We start from the raw sequence: 21,091 nt of genomic DNA, 5'->3' as shown, positions 1-21,091 counted from the left end.
CGGGCTGCGCGGGGACCCGGCTGGGGCATGGACCGGGGCTGGACCGGGCGGGCCGCCGCGATGAATCGAGTAAGCCACGGTGCGCTGCGAGCTGACCGCCCATCTGCGAACCCGGACGACAGGCCTCGCCAGCGCGACGGCGCAGTGACCAGCCGGGGTCGCGAAAGAGGCCATCCTCGGATGGACCCAGGATCGCATGGACCGCCCAAATCCCGGGAAGGGGTCTTTTTCCGAGTATTTTTCGGTTGCGCAGTCGGTTCCCTGCGCCAAGGGGAAGGGAATGGGCACCTTCGCCTGGGCCCGCAGCCGCAGGTCTCTGCGGATCGGCCGGCTGGTGTGCGGCGCGCCACCGGCGGGTGGAGGCAACGAGAAGAGCGGTTGCGGGCGCGACGGGACGACCGGTCGAACCCCGGGCACCCTAGGCCCTCGCGCTGGGACGACCGGTGATCCTCCGGCACTCCCGCGCGGCGCGGTCGGCCGCGCGTCGACGTGGCCCCCACCGGCGGTCGGAGGCCATGGGGCAGGCAGCCACGACGCCCTGACTGTCTAAAGTTTCGGTAGGTGCTGGTGGGGGAAAAGCGAAGGAGAGACCTCACCAGGTTGTCCCAAACGGGACAGCCGATCCTTCTGGCCAAGGATGGAGGTGAGGCCTCTCCATGAAGGACGTGATTCGCCGCATCGGGGAGATCACCCTGCAGCTTGCTCGGGTTGTGGAAAAGGCCCTGTGGGAGGCTCCGGACTTTCGAGCGCTGGAGGTGGCCGTGGTCCGAGGGGCGCAGGAGGCCGCGCGGCAACTGTTGGTCACGGCTTTGGAGGCGCTGGACCGGCAGCTGATGGAGCAGCGGGACCGGCGGCAACTGAAGTGCGTCAATCAGCAACCGCGGAGCCTGATCACGTGGGTGGGTGAGATCCAGTGGGAACGACGGTATTACCAGGAGCGGCCGAGCGGCGCACGGCGGTTCTTGCTGGATGAAGTGCTCGGGCTGGCGCCGCGGCAGCGATACTCGCCGCTGGTGCAGGAGTTCGGGATTCAGCTGTGCACCCAAGTGCCGTTTGCGGCGGCAGCGGACTGGCTGGAGCGGGTGAGCTGCGGGGCCGTGCGGCTGAGCGCCATGGCCTTGTGGGCGGATGTGCAGGCGGCCGGGGCCCGAGCGGACGAAGCGGCGAAGGCGCAGCGGGAGGCGGTGTTTGAGCGGGGCGAGATCCCGCCCGGGAGCCGGCCGGCGGCCGCCGTCGACTTGGAGTTTGACGAGCTGTTGGTGCGGGGCCGGCGGCGCGGGCCGGATGGGCAGAAAGAGCGGATTGCGCTGATGCATGCGCTGGCGTATGAGGGCAAGGCGACGGACGCGCGGGGGCGGACGGTGCTGAAGAACCGGCGGGTGCACGTGGCCGTGGGCGAAGGGACGGCGTCCATCGAGGAGGCGCTGGCGGCCTTTGCGGCGGAGTGGGACTGGGCCCGGGTGGAACAGTGCACGGTGGGTGGGGACGGGGCGCCGTGGATCCGCAAGGCCCTTGAGTACCTCCCACAGGCTTCGTATCGCCTCGATCCGTTCCACCTGAAACGGGCCATGCGGCGGGGACTGCAGCACGACGCGGAAGCCCACCGGCAGCTGGCGGCGGCCCTGGCCGAGGGGAAGCCGTGGCGCGAGGTGGAGACGATCCTGGATGCGGCTCGCCGGCGGGCGCGGGGTGAAGCGCGCGACCGCGTCCAAGAACTGAAGCAGTACTTGAAGAACCACTGGGACGGCATCGTGGCCGACGCGAACGCGCGGCGGCTCGGTGCGATCGAGGCGGAGAACTACCACGTGCTGGCCCGGCGAATGAAGCGGCGCGGGGCCGCGTGGAGCGAGCGAGGGGCTCGGCACCTGGCCCGGCTGTTGGCGGCTCGAGCGAACGGGGAGCTCGATCGCTACGCGCGTCCGGTCTGGCAGCGCCGCCAGGCGCCACCGGTGGCCCCGACCCCGCAAGGCCGGCTGTTCGGGCAGCGCCTGAGCCGGAGCGACGTGGAGGATGTCGCCCAGTGGCTGCGGGTGCGGATCCCGGCGCTCTACGGACCCCATGCGGACCGCGAGTGGGTGAAGGCGCTGCGGCATCTGGCCGGCCTTTCTGTGGCGTGACCGGAACATGGGTCGGGGGGATCCACCTACCGAAGCTTGATGCAGTCGACGCCCTGGGGCCGCTTGCGCACCAGCGGCGGGAGTCCATATAATAGCGCTTGCGGACGCGGGGTCCCACGGTCGCGCAGAGGATCGACGTGGATCCGCGCCGATGCGCCGGGCTTGCAGGGTTAAGGCGGCGTAGCTCAGTTGGTCAGAGCATGCGGTTCATACCCGCACGGTCGGTGGTTCGAGTCCACCCGCCGCCACCAGGGGAGCCGGTCGCGCCGTGAGGCGGTACGATCGGCGCCGTACGCCGGCGCGCGAGGCAGCCGGGGCGGGCCGGGCGGCAGCGCAGGCGGTGCGGCGGCTGGTCGCACAAGCTGGGTCGCGACGGGCCAAGGCCTCCCCGGGGGCCCAGGCGAGCCGGTTCTTCCACGGCGACACGGCCGTGACGGCCGGCGATCCGCGCTAGCGGCCTGCAGCTCGGTATGTTACAATAGGGTTGTGTGGCCGGTCCCCGCCCGATCACGCGGGGGGCCGCAGTTTGCGATGTCGCCGGGTAGCCGGCCGGGTTGGAACTGATGTAGGCCCTTAGCTCAATTGGTAGAGCACCTGACTCTTAATCAGGGTGTTGTGGGTTCGAGTCCCACAGGGCCTACAACAAAGAGCCCGCGCAAGTGCGCGGGCTTCTTTTTTTGCGTACCCCCTGTCCCCCACCGATTCGGACGCGGCTGCTGGAGGCCCCGGCCTTTGGCTGCAGTCCCGCGCGCCGGGCGGGGTGGTGGGGTAGGAATGGTGCCAAAGGAAGCGAATCCCAGGGTTGTCGAACGTCGTCGAAGGAGAGGCGAGGGACTGCGAGGAGGCGCATCGGCGTGGGGCGACGGTGGCGAGCGGTGACGGCGGGGGTCAAGGTCTTCGCGACCAGCCTGTGCGTCATCTTGGCGATCAGCCTGTATGGCTGGACGGCCACGGCCGGGGCGGCGGCCAGGCCGGTCTACTACGCCAACCAGGTGGCGGTCCTGCTCTACCACGGCTTCGAGCGCCCGCCGGATGGGCCCATCACCGTGACCCGCCGGCAGTTCGACGAACACATCCGCACGTTGAAGGCGGCCGGATTCCAGTTCGTCTCCGCCGAGCAGTTCCGCCGCTGGAAACGGGGCCAGGGGTCGATCCCGCCCAACGCGGTCCTGCTGACCATCGACGACGGCATGAAGGAGATCCACTCCGTGGCGCTGCCCATCTTGAAGCACCACAAGGTGCCCGCCGTCGCCTTCGTGGTGTACTCCCGCATCGACCGGACTCCGAACACCGTCAGCGGCCGGGCCGTGCGCGAGCTGGTGGCCGGCGGCGTCGAGGTGCAGTCCCACACGTACGACATGCACCGCCGCGTCATCCGCCAGCGCGACGGCGCCGACGTGGCGATGGTGTGGGTGATGGACGAGGCAGAGATCCGCGCCGACATGGCCCGGGCGCGCCAACGTCACCGGGAGCTCTTGGGGGACGAACCGGACATGCTCGCCTACCCCTACGGCGCCTACACCCCGGCCTTCGTCCGCGCGGCCCGGGCCGAGGGCATCCGCTTCGCCTTCACGACGAAGCCCGGTCTCGTCTCCCGCGCCACCCCCGACATGGAGCTGCCCCGGTTCAACACGGGTGTCCGCGGCATGACGGGCAAGCAGGTGGTCGACCTGCTGCGCCGCTACGCGCCGGCCGCCCCGGCACCGAAGCCGACCAAGCCCAGCGGATACTACGTCGGGGGAGGTCTCTACCGGTCGAAGGCGGAGGCCCAGAAGGCCGCGCAGCGATTCACCCGCCTCACCGGCTACCGGATGTACGTCGCTCCCCACCCCAAGTACAAGCCGCACTACTGGGTGCAGACGGGACGCGTCGCCTCCAAGGCGCGCGCGGCGGAGCTGGCCCGGCGGTGGGCGCGGCTGGGGATCCGCTACGTCGTCGCCGCCTCCGGTTGAGGCGGTGTCGCCTGTCCTCGTCGCCTCCGTGCCGTCGGGGGGCTGTCTGCTATTGAGCCGACCCGGCCCGGCGGCCCGGTGGTGGACCGTGCCGCCGATGGAGGGGCCGGGGCCTCGTTGCCCCGGTCCCTCCTCGCCCGACCCAGCGGTCCCGGTCGCGGCCCCGGCCTCGCTTTCGCGGCGGCAGGTCCCCGGCCCCGTCGCGCCCCCCTTCGCCCCGCCCCACCGGAGTGCGCCCCGGCCCGCGGCGGTCGGGATGGGGTTCAGCCCCCCTCGTCGGGACCCGCAGCGGGGCCGCGCCAGCCCTCCCGCCCCCACGGAGCGTCGGCCACCCCTGCGCGGTGGTTCACCCAGCGCGCCAGCACGAACAGCAGGTCCGAGAGGCGGTTGAGGTACTGGAGGACGACGGGATTGACCGGCTCCTGGGCGGCCAGGGCCGCAACCCGCCGCTCCGCCCGGCGCGCCACGGTGCGCGCCACGTGCAGCAGCGCCGCAGGGACCGTCCCGCCGGGCAGGATGAACTGCCGGAGCGGCGGGAGCTGGGCGTCGTAGCGGTCGATGTGCGCCTCCAGCTCCGCCACCCGTTGCGCAGGCACCTGGGGCAGGCCCGCGCCGCGTCGCCGGGCATCTCCCGGCGGCGTCGCCAGGTCCGCCCCCAGGAGGAAGCAGTCCCGCTGCAGCTCCTGCAAGAGCGGCGCCGGCTCCGCACCGCCCAGGTGGGCCGCGACGAGCCCGAGCAGGGCGTTGAGCTCGTCCACCGCCCCGTACGCCTCCACCCGGGGATGCGCCTTCGGCACGCGCACCCCGCCGAGGAGGCCGGTCTCGCCCCCATCACCCGTGCGCGTATAGATCCTCACGCCCACCCCTCCCCTTCCGTCGCCGGATCCCGTTCCGAGGCGCCCGTCCACTCCCACCCCGCTCCATCCCCCGGCCTGGGGCAGTCGCCGGGGCGCGCCTCGCAAGCCTTCAAAGGGAGCCCCATCGCGGCGGTCCATCGCCCGGTCTAGGCCGGTCACCGGTGCGCATAGGGGTACAGGGGGTGTCCGCCATGAGCCACCGCCAGGCCGACCCGCGCTCCCCGCAGACGAACCGGCCGCTCGCCCGCGGCCCGCGCTCGGAGCGCCCCGGCGACGCTTGCTCGGCTCGCCCGCCATCGCCCATCGACGCCCAAGGCCCGTCCGCAGGCCCTGCCCCGGCCCACTCCCCTCGGGCTCCCGTGCCGGGCCCCGCGAGGAGCGAGCCGACGCCGCGCCCCGGCGAGCCAGGGGAGGGCGCCGGTGGTGCGGCCCGCCGGCCCGCGGCCGTTCCCGGCCGCGGGCCGGCGGCGTCCCTGGCGGCCACGCCGGGCGCCGGCCGCCACCGGGCGGCCGGCGCCCGGGCGGACCGCTCCGCCCTGGCGTGGGCTGCCCTCGCCCTCCTGGCGTTGCTGGCCGGCCTCCCCTGGATGCTGGCCACGGCGCGCCTGGGGCTGCCGCCCGGCGCTCCCGTCGCCGTGCCCGCCCAAACGGGGCTGGGCATCGCCCTGGAGGGGGACACCGCCCCGGCCGTGTACGAAGAGGGCGGCCCGCCCGTCGCCGTGGGGTCGGCCGCCGACGCGCGGGTCTTCCTGCGCCAGTTCGCGCCGGAGCTGGCCCGCGCGGGCACGACGATCCTCGCCCAGCGGGCCCGCCGCGAGGGCTGGCCGGCCCGGCGCGTCACCCTGACCCAGCTGGTCCTCTTGCGGCAGGGACAGGTGGTCGCCCGCTACGACGTCTGGGACGGCACGGCCACCCGACCGGCCTGGATCCGCTACGCCCGCCTGGCGGGGCGGTGGCATCCGGTGGAGGTGGTGATCGGCGCCCCCGGTGAAACCCTGCCCCGCTCCCGTTGAGGCCGCGCGCCCCGGTCGGCGGCCCCGCGGGCCCCATGCGGGCGTGGCGTGGGAGGGCCGCCTTCATCGCTCATCCCGGCGGCGGCCGGGGCGAAGGGCGCCAGGGGCTGCCTCGCGCCCGACCCCGTCGGGTCCCCACCGGGTCGCGCCCCGGCGCGCGGCCCCGGACGCCCCGGGACCCCCGGCCGGATCCGCCTGCCCGATCCCCCGCGTCGCCGCCGGTTCGTCCCTAGCGCTGGCCCAACAGGATGGCGCGCTTGACCTCCTGGATCGCCCGCGTGACCTCGATGCCGCGCGGGCACGCCTCGGTGCAGTTGAAGATGGTCCGGCAGCGCCACACCCCGTCCCGCGAGTTCAGGATGCGCAGCCGTTCGTCCGCGGCCTGGTCGCGGCTGTCGAAGATGAAGCGGTGGGCGTTGACGATGGCCGCGGGACCGACGTAGTCGGGGTTCGCCCAGAAGGAGGGGCAGGAGGTGGTGCAGCAGCCGCACAGGATGCACTTGGTCGTGTCGTCGAATCGCTCGCGGTCCTCGGGGGACTGGAGCCGCTCCCGCTCGGGCTCCGGGTCGTCGTTGATCAGGTACGGCTTGATGGCGCGGTAGGCCGCGAAGAAACCGGTGAAGTCGACGATCAGGTCCTTCTTCACGCGGAAGCCGCGCATCGGCTCGACGGTGATGGGCTGGGACAGCTCCTTGACCAGCGTCTTGCACGCCAGCCGCGCCTTGCCGTTGATGATCATCGCGTCGGAGCCGCACACGCCATGGGCACAGGAGCGTCGGTAGGCCAGGGTCCCGTCGATCTCCCACTTGACCCGGTTGAGCAGATCGAGCACCCGGTCCGTGGGATCGGCCTGCAGCCGGTACTCCTCCCAGTGGGGCTCGCGATCCCGCTCCGGGTTGTAGCGCCGGATCCGCAGCGTCACCTGCAAGGTCCTCACTCCCCGTGCGCCGCTGACATGAACCCGCTCGACCGGCCGGGCGCCGGCCCCTTCGCCGCCGCCCGCGCCATCGGCCCAGTCAGTACTTCCGCTCCTGGGGCTGGAAGCGGGTGATCACCACGGGCTTGTAGTCGATGCGGATCCGCCCGTCCTTCTCCCTGTAGAGCAGCGTGTGCTTCAGCCAGTTGGCGTCGTCCCGCTTGGGGTAGTCCTCCCGCGCGTGGCCGCCCCGGCTCTCCTTGCGGTTGCGAGCGGCCACCACCGTGGCCCGGGCGCACTCCAGGAGGTTGCCCAGCTCCAGGGCCTCCAGGAGGTCGGTGTTGTACATGGTGCCCCGGTCGTCGATGGCCGCCTCCTGGTACTGGGCGTCGAGCTCGTCCAGGATGGACTCCATCGCCGCCAGCCCCTCTTCCGTCCGGAAGACCCCGGCCTTGTCCATCATCTCCTCCTGCAGCCGGGCGCGGATGGCCGCGATGCGCTCGCCCTTCTCCCGCGTGCGGAAGCGCTCGATCTGCTGGCGCGCCCAGTCGGTGGCGTCGGCGGGTAGCGCCGGCCAGTCCGCCTCGCGGGCGTACCGGGCCATGTGGCGCCCCGCCCGCCGGCCGAAGACCACCAGGTCCAGCAGGGAGTTGGTGCCCAGGCGGTTGGCGCCGTGGACCGAGACGCAGGCGCACTCACCGGCGGCGTAGAAGCCCTCCACCGGCGTGTTCTTCGCGTCCCAGATCACCCGGCCGTCGACGTCGGTGGGGATGCCGCCCATCTCGTAGTGGGCGGTGGGCTGGATGGGGATGGGCTCCTCCACCGGGTCGATGCCCAGGTAGGTGCGGACGAAGTCGGTGATGTCGGGCAGCCGGGTCTCGATGACCTCCCGGCCCAGGTGGGTCAGATCGAGGTGCACGTAGTCCTTGCCGTCGATGCCCCGCCCTTCGCGGATCTCCAGGTAGATGGCCCGTGACACCATGTCCCTGGGCGCCAGGTCCTTGATGGTGGGGGCGTACCGCTCCATGAACCGCTCGCCGTGGCGGTTGCGCAGGACGCCGCCCTCGCCCCGGGCGCCCTCGGTGATCAGGATGCCCAGGCGGTAGATGCCCGTCGGATGGAACTGGAAGAACTCCATGTCCTCCAGGGGGATGCCGTGACGGAAGGCGATGGCCAGCCCGTCGCCCGTCAGGGCCAGGGCGTTGCTGGTCACCTTGTACATGCGGCCGGCGCCGCCGGTGGCGAACAGCGTCGCCTTGGCGTGGAACACGTGCAGGTCGCCGGTGGCCAGTTCGACCGCCACCACGCCGGCCACCCGCCGCCCGTCCATCACCAGGTCGACCACGTGGAACTCGTCGAAGAAGCGGACGCCGTGCTTGATGGACTGCTGGTAGAGGGTCTGGAGGATCATGTGACCGGTGCGGTCGGCGGCGAAGCAGGAGCGATGGACGGGCGCCTTGCCGAACTCCTTGGTGTGGCCGCCGAAGCGCCGCTGGTTGATGCGCCCGTCCGCGGTGCGGCTGAAGGGCAACCCCATGTGCTCCAGCTCGTACACGGCCTCGGGCGCTTCCTTGCACATGATCTCGATGGCGTCCTGGTCGCCCAGGTAGTCGCTGCCCTTGACCGTGTCGAACATGTGCCACTCCCAGTGGTCTTCCTCGATGTTGCCGAGGGCCGCGCCGATGCCGCCCTGGGCGGCCCCGGTGTGGGAGCGGGAGGGATAGAGCTTGCTGACGACGGCCACCTTGAGGTCGGGGTACTTGGCCAGCTCCACCGCCGCCCGCAAGCCGGCACCGCCCGCCCCGACGATCACGGCGTCGAATCGGTGCGTGTGGATCCGAATCGCAGACACCCCCGATCAGGCCGGGAACGGGAAGGTCACCAGGACCACGGTGCCCAGCACCAGGAGGACGAAGGTCACAACGTAAAGCAGGGACAGCCAGAAGGTGCGCCACCCCGGCCGGTGGGCGTAGTCGTCGACGATGACCCGGATCCCGTTGGCCCCGTGGAACAGCGCCAGGACCAGCATCACCCAGTCGTAGGCGCGCCACCCGATGTTGGCCCAGCGCCGGGCCACGAAGTCGTAGTCGATGATCTCCACGCTGTTGAGGATGTGCATGATGTAGAGGTGTCCCAGGACGAGGAACACGAGGAGCAGGCCGGAGATGCGCATGAAGAACCAGGACCACAGCTCGAACCCGCCGGCCGGGCGCGGGCTCCCCTCACCGTAAGCCACCCCGCCACCCCCCTAGCCGAAGAGGCGGCCCAACATGATCACCGCCGCCGGGATGAAGAGCACGAGGAAGACGATGACTTCCGCCACCAGCAAGGGTTTGTGCCACCGCAGCGCGTTGGGCCAGAAGTCGATCAGGATCACCCGCAGGCCGTTGACGGCGTGGTAGACCACGCCGGCCACCAGCACCACCTCGAGCACCATGAATACCGGCGCCCGGTACAGGGCCATGACGTGGTCGTAGACCTGCGGCCCGAAGCCGGCCAGGAAGGTGTCGACGATGTGCATCATGAGGAACAGCATGATGCCCACGCCGCTCAGCCGGTGGAGCATCCACGCCCACTGGCCCTGGCTGCCGCGGTAGCCGCGGTAGAGGCCCATCCCCACCCTCCTCTCAGCCCCGCGGGCGGCACCCGATGCCGCGGCCGCCGGACGCCGCCCGCGGTTCGCCCCCGCCCGATGCACGGACCGATGCGCAGGCCGTCACCGACCGGCCAGCAGACCGTCACCGACAAGGAAAAAGTACGAACAGCGGCACGACGAAGTCAACGTGCGCCACCGGTCCCGCGCCTCAGCCGCGGCGGAGGCCCTCCACCGTCGCCGCATCCAGCCGGCGCACCAACGCCACCAGCAGCCGCACCGTGTTCTCCACGTCGCCGAGGTGGACGATGGCACCGTGGCTGTGGACGTAACGCGCCGGCGGACCGATGACCACCGCCGGCACTCCCCGCCCGTGGACGTGGAAGAACCCGGCATCCGTCGCCCCGCCCGGCATCATGTCGAACTGGTAGGGGATGCCCTCGGCCTCGGCGGTATCCGCCACCAGGTCCCGCAGGCGGCGATGGGGCACCATGCTGCTGTCGTACAGCAGCACCGTCGGACCGCGGCCCAGACGGCTCTGGGCCTCGTCGGGCGTCACGCCGGGCATGTCGCCAGCGATCCCCACGTCCACCGCCACGGCCACATCGGGGTCCACGGCGAAGGCGGCGGTGCGAGCGCCGCCCCCCGTGCGGGCCACCTCCTCGTGCACCGTGGCCACCCCGTAGACGGTGTTGGGGTGCCGGGTCCCGGCCAGTTCCTCCAGCACCCGGACGACCACGGCACAGCCGACCCGGTCGTCCAGGGCCTTGGCCAGCACCAGGTCCGGGTCGTGCAGCCGGGTGAAGGGGCCGTGGGGCACCACCGGATCGCCGGGCCGCACCCCCCAGGCCTCGGCCTGCTGGCGACTGGAGGCCCCGATGTCGATGAACATGTCCTTGAGCTCGACGGGCTTCTTGCGCTCCTCAGGGGGCAGCAGGTGGGGCGGCTTGGAGCCGATGACGCCCAGGATGGGGCCGCGGCGGGTGTGGACCACCACCCGCTGGGCCAGCAGCACCTGGCCCCACCATCCCCCCAGGGGCTGGAACTTGAGGAAGCCTTCCTCGGTGATGCGTCGCACCATGAAGCCGACCTCGTCCATGTGGGCGGCCAGCAGGACCCGCGGCCGGTCGGCGTCCCCGCGGCGGCGGGCGATCAGGCTGCCCAGGTGATCCTGCTCGAGATCGGCCACGGGGGCCAGGTGCCGGCGCATCACCTGGCGGACGGCGTCCTCGGCCCCGGGGACGCCCGGAGCCTCCGCCAGCTCCGCCAGCAACTCCGCGGTGTCACGACGCGACGTCAAGGGCGGACATCCTCTCCCGGTTCGACCGCCGGGGCCCCGCGCCCGTCGGGCGCCGCCACGCCCCTCCGGCCCGCGGCGGGTGCGATCGCCGCAGGCATCGCCGCCCCCGGCACCGACGGGTCGGGGCCACGTCACGGCCCCCGACCCGCACGGACAGGGGCGGCTGCCGCGCGGCCTCGCGGGGCGGATGGCCCCGCCCCCTCGCGCCGCGCCGTCCCGCGGCCGATCGCTGCCCCGCGACGGTGCCGGCCCGGTGCCGCCCGGTGCGGGTTTGCCAGCCCCGGCATTTAAAAGTATTATAAATTGAGAACCGGCCATCAAAAGCCCCGGCCGCCGCCGCCCCAGGCGGCGGCGATTCGTGCCGGCTGACAAGGAGGGCACGCCGATGGCGTCGACGCTGGAGATCCGGGATCTCCGCTGCAACGTGGAGGACAAGGAGATCCTCAAGGGCGTGAACCTGACCGTGCGCCAGGGTGAGGTCCACGCCATCATGGGCCCCAACGGCTCGGGCAAGAGCACCCTGGCCTACACCCTGATGGGCCACCCGCGCTACGAGGTGACGGGCGGCGAGGTGCTGCTGGACGGCGAGAACCTGCTGGAGCTGCCGCCGGACGAGCGGGCGAAGCGGGGCCTGTTCCTCGCCTTCCAGTATCCCCAGGAGGTGCCCGGCGTCAGCGTCGCCAACTTCCTGCGCACCGCGGTCAACGCCCTGCGGGGCGAGGAGCCGGCCGGCCCCGCGGGCTCGGGCAAGAACCTGGCGGCGCTGACGGCGCTGCAGAAGGAGATCGAAGCGGCCCTGGAGCAACTGCGGTGGGATTCGTCCTTCACCCGCCGGTACCTCAACGAGGGCTTCTCCGGCGGCGAGAAGAAGAAGGGCGAGATGCTCCAGATGGCGGTGCTCAAGCCCAAGTTCGCCATCATGGACGAGACCGACTCGGGCCTGGACATCGACGCCCTCAAGGACGTGGCCCGGGTGTTCAACAACCTGCGAGGCCCCGAGCTGGGCGCCATCGTGATCACCCACTACCAGCGCATCCTCAAGTACATCGAACCCGACTTCGTCCACATCATGGTCGACGGGCGCATCGTCCGCTCCGGCGGCCGCGAGCTGGCCGAGGAAGTCGAGGCCAAGGGGTACGACTGGATCAAGGCCCAGGTCGGCTGAGTCGGCTGCGGCCGGAGAGGCGGGAGGGAAGGCCGATGGCGAAGTCCGTGGACAACCTGGACACGCTGGCGCAGGCGCAGGGGTTCACCGCCGAGCTGGTGGACCGCATCGCCCGCGCCCACGACGAGCCCGACTGGCTGGTGGAGCGGCGGCGGGAGGCCCTGCGCATCTTCAAGGAACTGCCCCTGCCGTCCTGGCGCCACACCAAGGTCGACGACCTGAACCTCGACGCCCTGCGCCCCGTGGCTCCGGCGTCGGCGCTGCCCTCGTGGGCCGAGGCGTCGCTGCCGCCCGCGGCGGAGGCGGCGGCCGTCGCCGTGCAGGTCGACGGCCGGGTGGAGGTGCGGCACCTGGATCCCGCCCTGGCCGAGCGCGGCCTGGTGGTGACCGACCTGCACACCGCCGCCCGCACCCACGCCGACCTGGTGGAGAGGTACTACATGCGGAGCGGACTCGACCCGCGGTCCGACCGCTTCGCGGCCCTGCACGCCGCCTTCTGGACCGGGGGTTTCTTCGTCTACGTGCCGCGCGGCCTGGTGGTGGAGAAGCCCATCTACCTGATCACGCTGATCACCAGCAAGGCGGCGGGCGCCTCGGTGTCCGGCCACGGGCTGGTGGTGGTGGACGAACAGGCCCAGGCGACGCTGTTCGACGAGAGCGACGCCCACGACCTGGCCGAGGCCGCCCTCTACACCGGCCAGGTGGAGATCCACGTGCAGCCGGCGGCGCGGGTGGACTACATCAGCGTGCAGAACTGGCGGGCCCCGGTGCGGGAGTTCTCGCAGAAGGCGGGCGTGGTGCGGCGCGACGCCACCCTGGTGGCCACCACCGGCTTCTTCGGCGGCAGCCAGACGCGGAACGTCTTCACCCTGGAGATGGTCGAACCGGGGGCGACCATGGAGAACATCCTCGCCTACGCCGCCTCCGCGCGCCAGCACTTCGACCTCTTCACCCGCAGCCGGCACGCCTCCCAGAGCACCTTCGGCAACATGACGGCGCGCGGGGTGCTGACGGGAGCCTCGCGCCTGGTCTACCAGGGTCTGATCCGCATCGAGCGGGGCGCCCACAAGAGCGAGGACTATCTGAGCAGCAACACGCTGATCCTCTCCCCGGAGGCCAAGGTGCTGGACGACATCCCGAGCCTGGAGATCGAGGCCGACGACGTCAAGGCGAGCCATGGCGCCACCGTGGGCCAGATCGACCAGGAGCAGCTCTTCTACCTGCGCAGCCGTGGGCTCAACGAGCAGCAGGCGCGGCGGCTGCTGGTCAGCGGCTTCTTCGAGCCGCTCTTGGGCAGGATCCCCAACGACGCCGCCCGGGAGCGGATCAGCGAGCTGGTGCTGGAGAAGGTGGGCTGAAGCGGGCCGAGGGCGAGGGCGCGGGCCCGGCGGGCCCGCGCCCTCGCCCGTGCCGCGGGCCGTCATCCTGCCCCCACGTGGCATCGCACCAAGGAGGCGTCGGGACATGTCGCCCTCTCCTCGACCGCCGCTGGATCCCGGGATCCCATCCCCGCCGGGGCCGGATCCCTCGCCCGCGCCATCGCCGACCCGCGCCCTGGACCCCGCCGTCCTCCGCCGCGACTTCCCCATCCTCCAGCGCCCGGTCCACGGCCGGCGGCTGGTCTACCTGGACAGCGCCGCCACCTCCCAGAAGCCGGCGGCGGTGATCGAGGCGCTGGCGGCGTTCTACCAGCGGTCCAATGCCAACGTCCACCGGGGCATCCACACCCTGGCGGAAGAGGCCACGGCCGCCTACGAGGGTGCCCGCGCCCGCGTCGCCGCCTTCCTCGGCGCTCGGGACGACGAGATCGTCTTCACCCGCGGCACCACGGAGGCGCTGAACCTGGTGGCCTGGGGCTGGGCGGGCCACCGGCTGCGGCCCGGCGACACGATCCTGGTCACGCTAATGGAGCACCACAGCAACCTGGTGCCCTGGCAGCAGGTGGCCGCTCGCGGCGGCTTCCACCTGCGGGCGGTGCCGCTGACGGCCGACGGTCGGCTGGACCGGGACGCCTTCTCCCGCCTGCTCGCGGACCATCGGCCGCGGGTGGTCGCCCTGGCCCACATGTCCAACGTGCTGGGCACCATCAACCCCGTCGCGGAACTGGCCCGACAGGCACGGGAGGCCGGGGCGGTGGTGGTGGTCGACGGCGCCCAGAGCGTCCCCCACCTGCCCGTCGACGTCCGTCGCCTGGGGGTGGACTTCCTCGCCTTCTCGGCCCACAAGATGCTGGGGCCCACCGGCCTCGGGGTGCTGTACGGACGCCGCGAGCGGCTGGAGGAGATGGAGCCGCTGCTCACCGGGGGCGGCATGATCCGTCACGTGGAGCTCCAGCGCTCCACGTGGGCCGACCCGCCCCACCGCTTCGAGGCGGGGACGCCGCCGATCGCCGAGGCGGCGGCCTTCGCCTGCGCGCTGGACTACCTGGCCCGGCTGGGGATGGACGCCGTGGCGGCCCACGAGCGCGACCTGGTCCGCTACGCCTGGGAGCGGCTGCGGCAGGTGAAGGGCCTCACGCTCTACGGGCCTGAGCCGGAGCACCGCGGCGGCGTGATCAGCTTCACCGTCGCGGGCGTGCACCCCCACGACCTGGCCCAGGTGCTGGACGGCGAGGGCGTGGCCATCCGCGCGGGTCACCACTGCACCCAGCCGCTGCACCGCCACCTGGGCGTGGTGGCGACCGCCCGCGCCAGCTTCTATGTCTACAACGACCGGGACGACGTGGACCGGCTGGTGGAGGGCATCGAGCGCGCCCGGCGCCTGCTGGCCGACGCCTGATCCTCGGCGCCGGATCGGTGATGCTCGGGCCCCAGGGAGGCGTGGATCCGTGGACAGCGACCTCTACCGGGAGAACATCCTCGACCACTACCGCAACCCGCGCAACCGCGGCACGCTGGCGGGCGCCCAGATCCGGCACCAGGACGTGAACCCGCTGTGCGGCGACGAGGTGCGGTTCGAGGTGCGGCTGGACGAGCGCGGCCGCGTCGAGGCGGCTGCCTTCGACGGTCGCGGTTGCGCCATCAGCCAGGCGTCGGCATCCATGCTCACCGAGGCGGTCCGCGGCAAGTCGCTGGACGCGATCAAGGCCATGGGCAGGGACGACGTGCTCGCCCTCCTGGGCATCCCCCTCAGCCCGGTGCGGCTCAAGTGCGCCCTGTTGGCGCTGAAGGTCCTGCAGGCGGGCATCCATCGCTACGAGGCCGAGCGGGCCGAGCGGGCGGGTGCCGCAGGGAGCGGGTCCGCCGCCGCGGGGGACGCCGCCGGCGCCGGCGGCGATGCCCCGGCCGGCGGGGCATGAGCCCACGGCAGCCGAGTTCGAGCGCTCGCCAGCTGGCGCTGAGCCGGCGATGCACCGAGCGCGCGGTGCCGACGGTCGGCCCGACCGGGCTGCCGTGCCCGCCGCCGGCTGCCGCACCCGCCGGCTGCCGTCGCGCCGCGGGCGTCCGCGCGCCGGCGGCGTCCGCATGCGCAGGGGCCCCTCGCCACGGTGCCCCCTCAGGGATCGCCTGGCGATGGGCGCCCGGAGCGGTCGTCCACGCGGGCGGACCGGCGGAGGCCGCTCCCGGGGCCGCGCCCGTTGCCCGCGTCAGCTCGGCCCGGGCGCCGGGGGCCGCTCCCCGAGCGGCCCCCGGCGCCGCCCGCTCCAGTCCCACCGGCAGCAGCACCGCCCCCACTGCCACCGCGGCCCGCATGGGCGCCGCCCCCGCGGTCTCCACCGTTGCCGCCGCGACCCCCCTCTGCGCCGGTGCCGCTACCCCGCTTCGCACCGGCGCGGCCATCCCGGCCCGCACCGGCGCCGCCGTCCCCGCCGCCACCCTGGTCCGTCCCGATCCCGCCGTCCCCGCCGCCACCGCGGTCCGCCTCGAACTCGCCCGCGCCAGCCCCACCGTCTCCGCCCCCAGCGGGCGCACCGACCACGCGCTGCACCGTCTCGACGAAGATGGCTTCCCCCAGCGTCAGGGCGTACACGTGGGCCAGCTGGGCGAAGAGCTGGTCCGGGGTGAAGTCGCAGAGTTCGATCAGCCGCCGGACGTCGTCCCAGGTGTAGGGAGCGTCGGCGGGCGGGAGCGTCCCGCGCGCCATGGCCTCCTGGATGCGCCGGTAGAGGGCGTCGGACCGCTGGGGATCGCGCCGCACCGCCTCCGGCACCCACCAGCCGGCCTCCAGGTACTGGCGCGGCTGCTGCAGGCCCAGCGCCTGCAACAGCCCCACCAGGCGGTCGAACGTCCACCCCCGGCGGGCGTCCTCGGGCAGCCTCCCCAGAAGCTCCTGGGCGCGCTGGGCCTTGGTCCACGCCAGGAAGGAATCGCGGCCGCCCCACGACGCGGTCCCGACGCCCATGGGTGGGGTGCCGCCTTCGTCCATCGGCCGGTGCCTCCTCGGCGCCATGGGAGCGATCAACGCAGGGACGGGGTCGTGGTCGGCGAGGCCAGGCGGGCGTACCGGCCGCCAAAGAACAGCAGCGGATCGCCGCCGTAGACCTCGGCGTGCTCGACCTCGGCGAGGAAGATGGTGTGATCGCCGCCGGGCAACCGTTCCACCACCCGGCAGTCCAGGTAGGCCAGGGCGCCTTCCAGGCGCGGGGCCTTCGGTGGCTGCTGCACGAAGCGATAGGCGGGCTCCTGATCGGTCTGCCGGGCGAAGAAGCGCGCCACGGGTTCCTGCTCTGCCGCCAGCACGTTGATCCCGTAGCGGCCCGCCCGCTCCAGCACGCCGTGCATGGCCCGCTGGCGCCCCACGCACACCAGCACCAGGGGCGGCTCCAGGGACACGGAGGTGACGGCGTTGGCGGTCATGGCGTGCACGGCGCCGTCCACCGCGGCGGTGATCACGGTGACGCCGGTGGCGAACTGCCCCATCGCCTGGCGCAACAGCTGGGGAGCGATCGGCATCTGGCGCCCTCCTTCCGCGGGGCCGAGCCCGGGGCGGTCGCGGCCGGCGGCAGGACGGCCAGGCCGCCCCGGCCGCGTCGGGCCATCCGGCCCCTGCCGCGCCGGCATCCCGATGGGCTGCGACCCGCTTTCCATCATATCCGAGGGGCGATGCCAGGGGCAAAAAGCGGCCCCGGGCGGCGCCCGCCGCCCGACGCCGCCCGCCTCCCGTCGGCGGATCCGCGGGCGCCGCGCCCCTGCGGGCGCAGCCGCGGTCGTCGCCGCTCCTGGTAGAATGGCGAAGGGAAAGGCAGGTGAGACGCGATGCCCTCGCAACGGGTGGTCATCGTCGGATCCGGCCCCGCCGGCCTGACGGCGGCGATCTACGCCGCCCGCGCCAACCTGGATACCACCGTGGTGGCGGGATGGGAGGCCGGCGGCCAGCTGATGCTGACCACGGAGGTCGAGAACTTCCCCGGCTTCCCGGACGGCATCCTCGGTCCCGACCTGATGGCGCGCATGCGCCAGCAGGCCGAGCGGGCGGGAGCCCGGTTCGTCGATGGGGACGTGACCGCCGTCGACTTCCGGCGCCGGCCCTTCAAGCTCAAGGTCGGTACCAAGGAACTGGAGGCGGACGCGGTGATCATCGCCACGGGCGCCTCGGCCAAGTGGCTGGGCGTTCCTGGCGAGAAGAAGCTGATGGGCCGCGGCGTCTCCAGCTGCGCCACCTGTGACGGTGCGTTCTTCCGCGACCAGGACGTGGTGGTGGTCGGCGGTGGTGACACCGCCATGGAGGAGGCGCTCTACCTGGCGCGCATCTGCCGCTCGGTGACCGTGATCCACCGGCGTGACCGGCTGCGCGCCAGCAAGATCATGCAACAGCGTGCCATGGCCAACGAGAAGATCCGGTTCGTCTGGGACACGGTGGTCGAGGACATCCTCGGCGACGAGAAGGTCGAGGCCGTGCGCGTCCGCAACGTGAAGACCGGCGAAACGCGCGAGATCCCGTGCGCCGCCGTCTTCGTCGCCATCGGCCACAAGCCCAACACCGACTTCCTGCGCGGCCACCTGGATCTGGACGAACGCGGCTACGTGATCGCCGACGGGCCGCGCACCCGCATCCCCGGCGTCTTCGTCGCGGGCGACGTGCGCGACCACCGGTACCGGCAGGCCGTGACGGCGGCGGCCGAGGGGTGCAAGGCGGCGATGGAGGCCGCCTGGTTCCTGGAGGGCACCGCCGACGGGGCGCCGCAGGCGCAGCCGGCTGCCGGCGCGGTCGCGGCGCAGGGCGCACCCGCCGAGGGCTCCTGACTGCCAGCGCGGTCGCGCCCGGCCCCTTGGCGAGGGCCGGGGCCCCAGGCCGAGCACCTCCGCCGCGCCCGGCTGCACCAGCAGCCGGGCGCGGCGCCGCTTCCGGTCGGCGCGCCACCGGCGACACGGATTCCCAGCGAGGCTCAGGCTCCGGGCGTACACGCTACCCCAGGGGTGGTCCCATGCGCTTGGCGATGCGCACCCGGGCCAAGACCCGCATCCCCAACTGGGTGATCTCGGCCGTCGGCGCCGCCGCGGCGATGCTGATCGCCAGGCTGATCCGGCGCTAGCTCGCCGGTCGCGTGGTGAACGGGCCGCCAGGCCGATGGCCGGGATCATCGGCAAGCCAAGGGCCGGTTGCACGCGCAACCGGCCCTCGGCTTGCCCACTCGTGCTGGCGTGGCGGGCCCGATGTGCGTTGCACTGGACGGGCACCCTGGAGCCGGCGGTGCGGCGTGGGCCGGTGCCATGCGCACCAGGCGACGGCGCGACGTTGCGATGGGAACGTCTGCGGTCCCATAAACTGCAATGGGCGGCGTGCCGCCCCCCATAGACTGCGGGGGGTGGCGTCCAGGCCTGCGGGGGTGCGTCGGCGCGCCTGTGCGGACCGGCCCGCCGCGCGGGCCCGCCGCGTGCGCGCCGCCCGTGGCCGGGACCGCGGGGCGAGCCAGTCGCCCCGCGGTCCCGGCGACACGGCGGCCACTCTCCCCGGTCGGCGGACCGACGGCCACCACCGAAGGACTGCCGGCGGTCCCGGGCGGACCGTCCCGGGTGGACCCCCTCGCCGCGCGGCGGCGGCCCGAGCCGGTGATCCGCGGGCCGCGCCAACGGGGTCCGCGCAAGGAGGTCGTCCCCAGGGTGACGGCCGTGGCTGGCGTCCCCGTGTTCCCCGTCGCCGCGAACCTGGCAGGGCTCGCCGCGGGCCTGGCCCTGACCACGTGGGGGCTTCGCCGGGCCGCGGGCGATCGGCTGCACCAGGCGGTGGAGCGGCTCCAGGACGCCGGCCCCTATCACGGCCTGGTGGCGGGGCTGGTGCTGACCGCGATCGTCCAGTCGTCCAGCACCTTCGGGCTGCTGCTCCTGGCGGCGGCCAGCGCCGGGTGGGTACGCCGGCCCGCGGCCCGCGCCGCCCTGGTCGGCGCCAACCTGGGGACGACGCTGACGGCGCACCTGACGGCCGCCCCCAACCTGGGCCTGGCAGCCATCCTGGCCACCGGCGGCCTGGCCCTGGCGGCCATCGCCTGGCATCGCCCGCGCCTGCGCGCCGCGGGCCTCGCAGCCCTCGGCTTCGCGGCGGCCTTGACGGCCCTGGACGGCCTGGCCGGCGCCCTGGAACCGCTGGCCGCCGGCTCGGCTGCCACCCACCCGTGGGCCGAGTGGATGCGCCGGCCTTGGGCGGGCTTCACCGCTGGGCTCGTCCTCTCCGCGGCAGCCCTCTCCAGCAGCGCGGTACTGGCCGTGGTGCAGCGGGCCGTGGCGGCCGGGTTCCTCCGACCCGGCGAGGCCCTGCCCGTGGTCTACGGCGCCAACGTCGGCACCACCAGCGACGTGCTCCTGGCCGGCCTCCTCTTGCGCGGCGCCGCCTGGGAGCTGGCGCTCTTCCACCTGGTGATGAACGCGGCCACCGCCGTGGTGGCCGCGCCCCTGGGTCCGGTGTTGGCGGCCGTCGCCGGTGCGCTGGCGACGGATCCGGCGCGGCAGGTGGCGTGGGCCCACACCCTCTTCAACGCCCTGGGGGCGGTGCTGGTGTGGCCGTGGGTGGTGGGACGACCACGCGACCCGTTCCCGCCGTCCGTCGTCGGCAGCGTCGCGAAGGGCGGAGGAGACGCACGGATGGCGGCACGGCCGGAGCCACCGGTCGGAGAGGGAACGCGGCGAGGGCGTCGCGGTCCATCCGACCCGCGCCCATGATCCCGTGTACCAGGCCGCGACCGAAGCGGACGGCGTGCCCCCGGCGCGGGCGAAGCAGCATGCGACTGGACCGGCGCGGCACCCCCGTGGACGCCGCTCTCCGCAGGCCGCAAGGGGCGGCAAGAAGCGGCAAGAGGCAGCAAGAGGCGGGCTTCGGCCCGCCTCACGATCGTCAACCGGCTACCCAGGGCTCCCCGTGCCCACCACACCCCGTAGGGTCGGCAGTTTGAGGTTGCTGGTGATGACCATCGGGCTCCAGGAGCCCACCACGCCCCGCGGGCGGCTACCGGCGTCCCGCTGCCACGGCTCCGCGCGGCCCAGACCGGGCGGATCCGTCGCGGGTCATCCTCGGCCCCTTGCCCGCGACGCCCAACGCCGCCGGTCGACGGTTCGGACGACGCTGCGGGTCGCGGGTCATCCTCGGCGCTTCCCCGCGACGCCGCCGGCGATCCCGCGCCCCGCACCCGTCGATTCGCGCGTCACTCGGCCATGGCGGCCAGGATCTTCGTGACCAGGTCCGGCTCGCCGAAGATCGTCACCAGGGCCAGCCCGACGATGAAGACCACCGTGGCCACCACGCGGTTGGGCACCCGCAGGCTGCTCAGGGATCCCTGGATGAGGCCGGCCAATCCGATGAGCGTCAGCCCTCCGCCCACCAGGCCGAGCACCAGCTTGGTCAGCAACGTCCCCAGCTCACCGTCCACCTTCTCCACCTCCCACCGTCCCGATGGTAGCAGCCCGGTGGGCAGGCGGCCAGCCAGCCCATGGAACGCCGTATGGTCTTGCCCCTGATGAAACGGTAAGACCAACGGATGAGGGGGCGCGGGAAGCGCGACAAAGCGGCAGAGCGCTTGGATGCGGTCGCGGTCATCGCACTGCGTCCGCCGGCGGGCGGCCTTCCGGATGGTCGCCACTTCAGGCCATGGCTCGCCGGCCTTCAGGGCCGCCGCCAGCTGCTGATGGGCTTCTAGATCGCGCCGGAGCCCGCGCCGCATGGCGCGCTTGAGGTGGAACGGATCGAGGCGATAGGTCGCCTGCGGGTGGTGCTCTGGCACCTTGCGAATCCACGTCGCTCCGTCCATAAG

Annotated in this window: 19 protein-coding genes and 2 tRNA genes; 12 read left to right on the top strand and 9 right to left on the bottom strand. The window is 73.1% G+C overall.

From position 1 onward, the window contains the following. The first annotated feature begins 656 nt into the window (after positions 1-656). The 5 genes from Q5761_RS00430 (at position 657) to Q5761_RS00410 (ending at position 4,069) form a co-directional block, all read left to right on the top strand. Positions 657-2,117, top strand: coding sequence for an ISLre2 family transposase (locus Q5761_RS00430; RefSeq protein WP_135224670.1), 1,461 nt, complete (start codon positions 657-659; stop codon positions 2,115-2,117). Between the two features lie 174 nt (positions 2,118-2,291). Then, positions 2,292-2,368, top strand: a tRNA-Met gene (locus Q5761_RS00425). A gap of 17 nt (positions 2,369-2,385) precedes the next feature. Further along, positions 2,386-2,571, top strand: a complete 186-nt coding sequence (locus Q5761_RS00420) for a hypothetical protein (RefSeq protein WP_318750776.1) — start codon at positions 2,386-2,388, stop codon at positions 2,569-2,571. Positions 2,572-2,684: 113 nt separating this feature from the next. Continuing rightward, a tRNA-Lys gene (locus tag Q5761_RS00415) sits at positions 2,685-2,757 on the top strand. 214 nt (positions 2,758-2,971) lie between these two features. Beyond that, entirely contained in the window at positions 2,972-4,069 is a 1,098-nt protein-coding gene (locus tag Q5761_RS00410) for a polysaccharide deacetylase family protein (protein WP_318750775.1), read from the top strand. A 263-nt stretch (positions 4,070-4,332) separates the two neighbouring features. Here Q5761_RS00410 and Q5761_RS00405 read toward each other — a convergent pair whose 3' ends face one another. Then, the gene (locus tag Q5761_RS00405; protein WP_318750774.1) at positions 4,333-4,926 is read right to left on the bottom strand and encodes a cob(I)yrinic acid a,c-diamide adenosyltransferase; all 594 of its coding nucleotides are present in this window, start codon (positions 4,924-4,926) and stop codon (positions 4,333-4,335) included. Positions 4,927-5,117: 191 nt separating this feature from the next. On the opposite strand from Q5761_RS00405, the gene Q5761_RS00400 reads away from it, so the two are divergent. Then, positions 5,118-5,939: a hypothetical protein gene (locus tag Q5761_RS00400; RefSeq protein WP_318750773.1), complete on the top strand. Its 822-nt coding sequence runs from the start codon at positions 5,118-5,120 to the stop codon at positions 5,937-5,939. A 229-nt stretch (positions 5,940-6,168) separates the two neighbouring features. Here the strand turns inward: Q5761_RS00400 and Q5761_RS00395 are convergent, their stop codons facing one another. The 5 genes from Q5761_RS00395 to Q5761_RS00375 all read right to left on the bottom strand — a co-directional run bounded on the left by Q5761_RS00395 (position 6,169) and on the right by Q5761_RS00375 (position 10,748). Continuing rightward, positions 6,169-6,861, bottom strand: coding sequence for a succinate dehydrogenase iron-sulfur subunit (locus tag Q5761_RS00395; RefSeq protein ID WP_243123711.1), 693 nt, complete (start codon positions 6,859-6,861; stop codon positions 6,169-6,171). Between the two features lie 94 nt (positions 6,862-6,955). After that, positions 6,956-8,692 carry a succinate dehydrogenase flavoprotein subunit gene (gene sdhA / locus Q5761_RS00390; RefSeq protein ID WP_135225940.1) on the bottom strand — a complete coding sequence of 579 codons (1,737 nt, stop codon included), beginning with the start codon at positions 8,690-8,692 and terminating at the stop codon, positions 6,956-6,958. A 21-nt stretch (positions 8,693-8,713) separates the two neighbouring features. Further along, complete coding sequence (locus Q5761_RS00385; protein ID WP_135224673.1) at positions 8,714-9,091, bottom strand: succinate dehydrogenase; 378 nt, start codon at positions 9,089-9,091, stop codon at positions 8,714-8,716. Between the two features lie 12 nt (positions 9,092-9,103). Further along, entirely contained in the window at positions 9,104-9,469 is a 366-nt protein-coding gene (gene sdhC / locus Q5761_RS00380) for a succinate dehydrogenase, cytochrome b556 subunit (RefSeq protein WP_135224672.1), read from the bottom strand. Between the two features lie 190 nt (positions 9,470-9,659). Further along, entirely contained in the window at positions 9,660-10,748 is a 1,089-nt protein-coding gene (locus Q5761_RS00375; protein WP_318750772.1) for a M42 family metallopeptidase, read from the bottom strand. Between the two features lie 385 nt (positions 10,749-11,133). On the opposite strand from Q5761_RS00375, the gene sufC reads away from it, so the two are divergent. From sufC to sufU, 4 genes are all read left to right on the top strand, one after another. Further along, positions 11,134-11,913, top strand: coding sequence for a Fe-S cluster assembly ATPase SufC (gene sufC / locus Q5761_RS00370; protein ID WP_318750771.1), 780 nt, complete (start codon positions 11,134-11,136; stop codon positions 11,911-11,913). A gap of 35 nt (positions 11,914-11,948) precedes the next feature. Beyond that, positions 11,949-13,271, top strand: coding sequence for a Fe-S cluster assembly protein SufD (gene sufD / locus Q5761_RS00365; RefSeq protein ID WP_318750770.1), 1,323 nt, complete (start codon positions 11,949-11,951; stop codon positions 13,269-13,271). A 106-nt stretch (positions 13,272-13,377) separates the two neighbouring features. Continuing rightward, positions 13,378-14,691 (top strand): cysteine desulfurase, encoded by a 1,314-nt coding sequence (locus tag Q5761_RS00360; RefSeq protein ID WP_318750769.1) that lies wholly within the window; start codon positions 13,378-13,380, stop codon positions 14,689-14,691. 49 nt (positions 14,692-14,740) lie between these two features. Next, positions 14,741-15,211 (top strand): Fe-S cluster assembly sulfur transfer protein SufU, encoded by a 471-nt coding sequence (gene sufU / locus Q5761_RS00355; protein WP_207669919.1) that lies wholly within the window; start codon positions 14,741-14,743, stop codon positions 15,209-15,211. A gap of 197 nt (positions 15,212-15,408) precedes the next feature. Here the strand turns inward: sufU and Q5761_RS00350 are convergent, their stop codons facing one another. Continuing rightward, entirely contained in the window at positions 15,409-16,278 is an 870-nt protein-coding gene (locus Q5761_RS00350; protein ID WP_318750768.1) for a hypothetical protein, read from the bottom strand. A gap of 32 nt (positions 16,279-16,310) precedes the next feature. After that, positions 16,311-16,805, bottom strand: coding sequence for a flavin reductase family protein (locus Q5761_RS00345; RefSeq protein ID WP_318750767.1), 495 nt, complete (start codon positions 16,803-16,805; stop codon positions 16,311-16,313). 303 nt (positions 16,806-17,108) lie between these two features. Between Q5761_RS00345 and trxB the strand changes: the two genes are divergently transcribed. Both trxB and Q5761_RS00335 read left to right on the top strand, forming a co-directional pair. Then, positions 17,109-18,095, top strand: a complete 987-nt coding sequence (gene trxB / locus Q5761_RS00340) for a thioredoxin-disulfide reductase (RefSeq protein WP_318750766.1) — start codon at positions 17,109-17,111, stop codon at positions 18,093-18,095. A gap of 858 nt (positions 18,096-18,953) precedes the next feature. Beyond that, positions 18,954-20,006 carry a Na/Pi symporter gene (locus tag Q5761_RS00335; RefSeq protein WP_318750765.1) on the top strand — a complete coding sequence of 351 codons (1,053 nt, stop codon included), beginning with the start codon at positions 18,954-18,956 and terminating at the stop codon, positions 20,004-20,006. Between the two features lie 479 nt (positions 20,007-20,485). Here Q5761_RS00335 and Q5761_RS00330 read toward each other — a convergent pair whose 3' ends face one another. Next, positions 20,486-21,088 (bottom strand): UPF0236 family transposase-like protein, encoded by a 603-nt coding sequence (locus tag Q5761_RS00330; RefSeq protein ID WP_318750764.1) that lies wholly within the window; start codon positions 21,086-21,088, stop codon positions 20,486-20,488. Between the last annotated feature and the right edge of the window lie 3 nt (positions 21,089-21,091).

Source organism: Thermaerobacter composti, assembly GCF_033582035.1.
Classification (GTDB): Bacteria; Bacillota; Sulfobacillia; order Thermaerobacterales; family Thermaerobacteraceae; genus Thermaerobacter; species Thermaerobacter composti.
The sequence above is the reverse complement of the archived record's forward strand: the minus strand, read 5'-3'. Positions and strand labels throughout refer to the sequence as shown.

What these genes read in the sequence shown, in the direction of transcription:
- Q5761_RS00430 (WP_135224670.1), top strand. Translation starts at nt 657, where the DNA reads ATGAAGGACGTGATTCGCCGCATCGGGGAGATCACCCTGCAGCTTGCT.
- Q5761_RS00400 (WP_318750773.1), top strand. Translation starts at nt 5,118, where the DNA reads ATGAGCCACCGCCAGGCCGACCCGCGCTCCCCGCAGACGAACCGGCCG.
- sdhC (WP_135224672.1), bottom strand. Translation starts at nt 9,469, where the DNA reads ATGGGCCTCTACCGCGGCTACCGCGGCAGCCAGGGCCAGTGGGCGTGG.
- sufC (WP_318750771.1), top strand. Translation starts at nt 11,134, where the DNA reads ATGGCGTCGACGCTGGAGATCCGGGATCTCCGCTGCAACGTGGAGGAC.
- sufD (WP_318750770.1), top strand. Translation starts at nt 11,949, where the DNA reads ATGGCGAAGTCCGTGGACAACCTGGACACGCTGGCGCAGGCGCAGGGG.
- Q5761_RS00360 (WP_318750769.1), top strand. Translation starts at nt 13,378, where the DNA reads ATGTCGCCCTCTCCTCGACCGCCGCTGGATCCCGGGATCCCATCCCCG.
- Q5761_RS00350 (WP_318750768.1), bottom strand. Translation starts at nt 16,278, where the DNA reads ATGGACGAAGGCGGCACCCCACCCATGGGCGTCGGGACCGCGTCGTGG.
- Q5761_RS00345 (WP_318750767.1), bottom strand. Translation starts at nt 16,805, where the DNA reads ATGCCGATCGCTCCCCAGCTGTTGCGCCAGGCGATGGGGCAGTTCGCC.
- trxB (WP_318750766.1), top strand. Translation starts at nt 17,109, where the DNA reads ATGCCCTCGCAACGGGTGGTCATCGTCGGATCCGGCCCCGCCGGCCTG.
- Q5761_RS00330 (WP_318750764.1), bottom strand. Translation starts at nt 21,088, where the DNA reads ATGGACGGAGCGACGTGGATTCGCAAGGTGCCAGAGCACCACCCGCAG.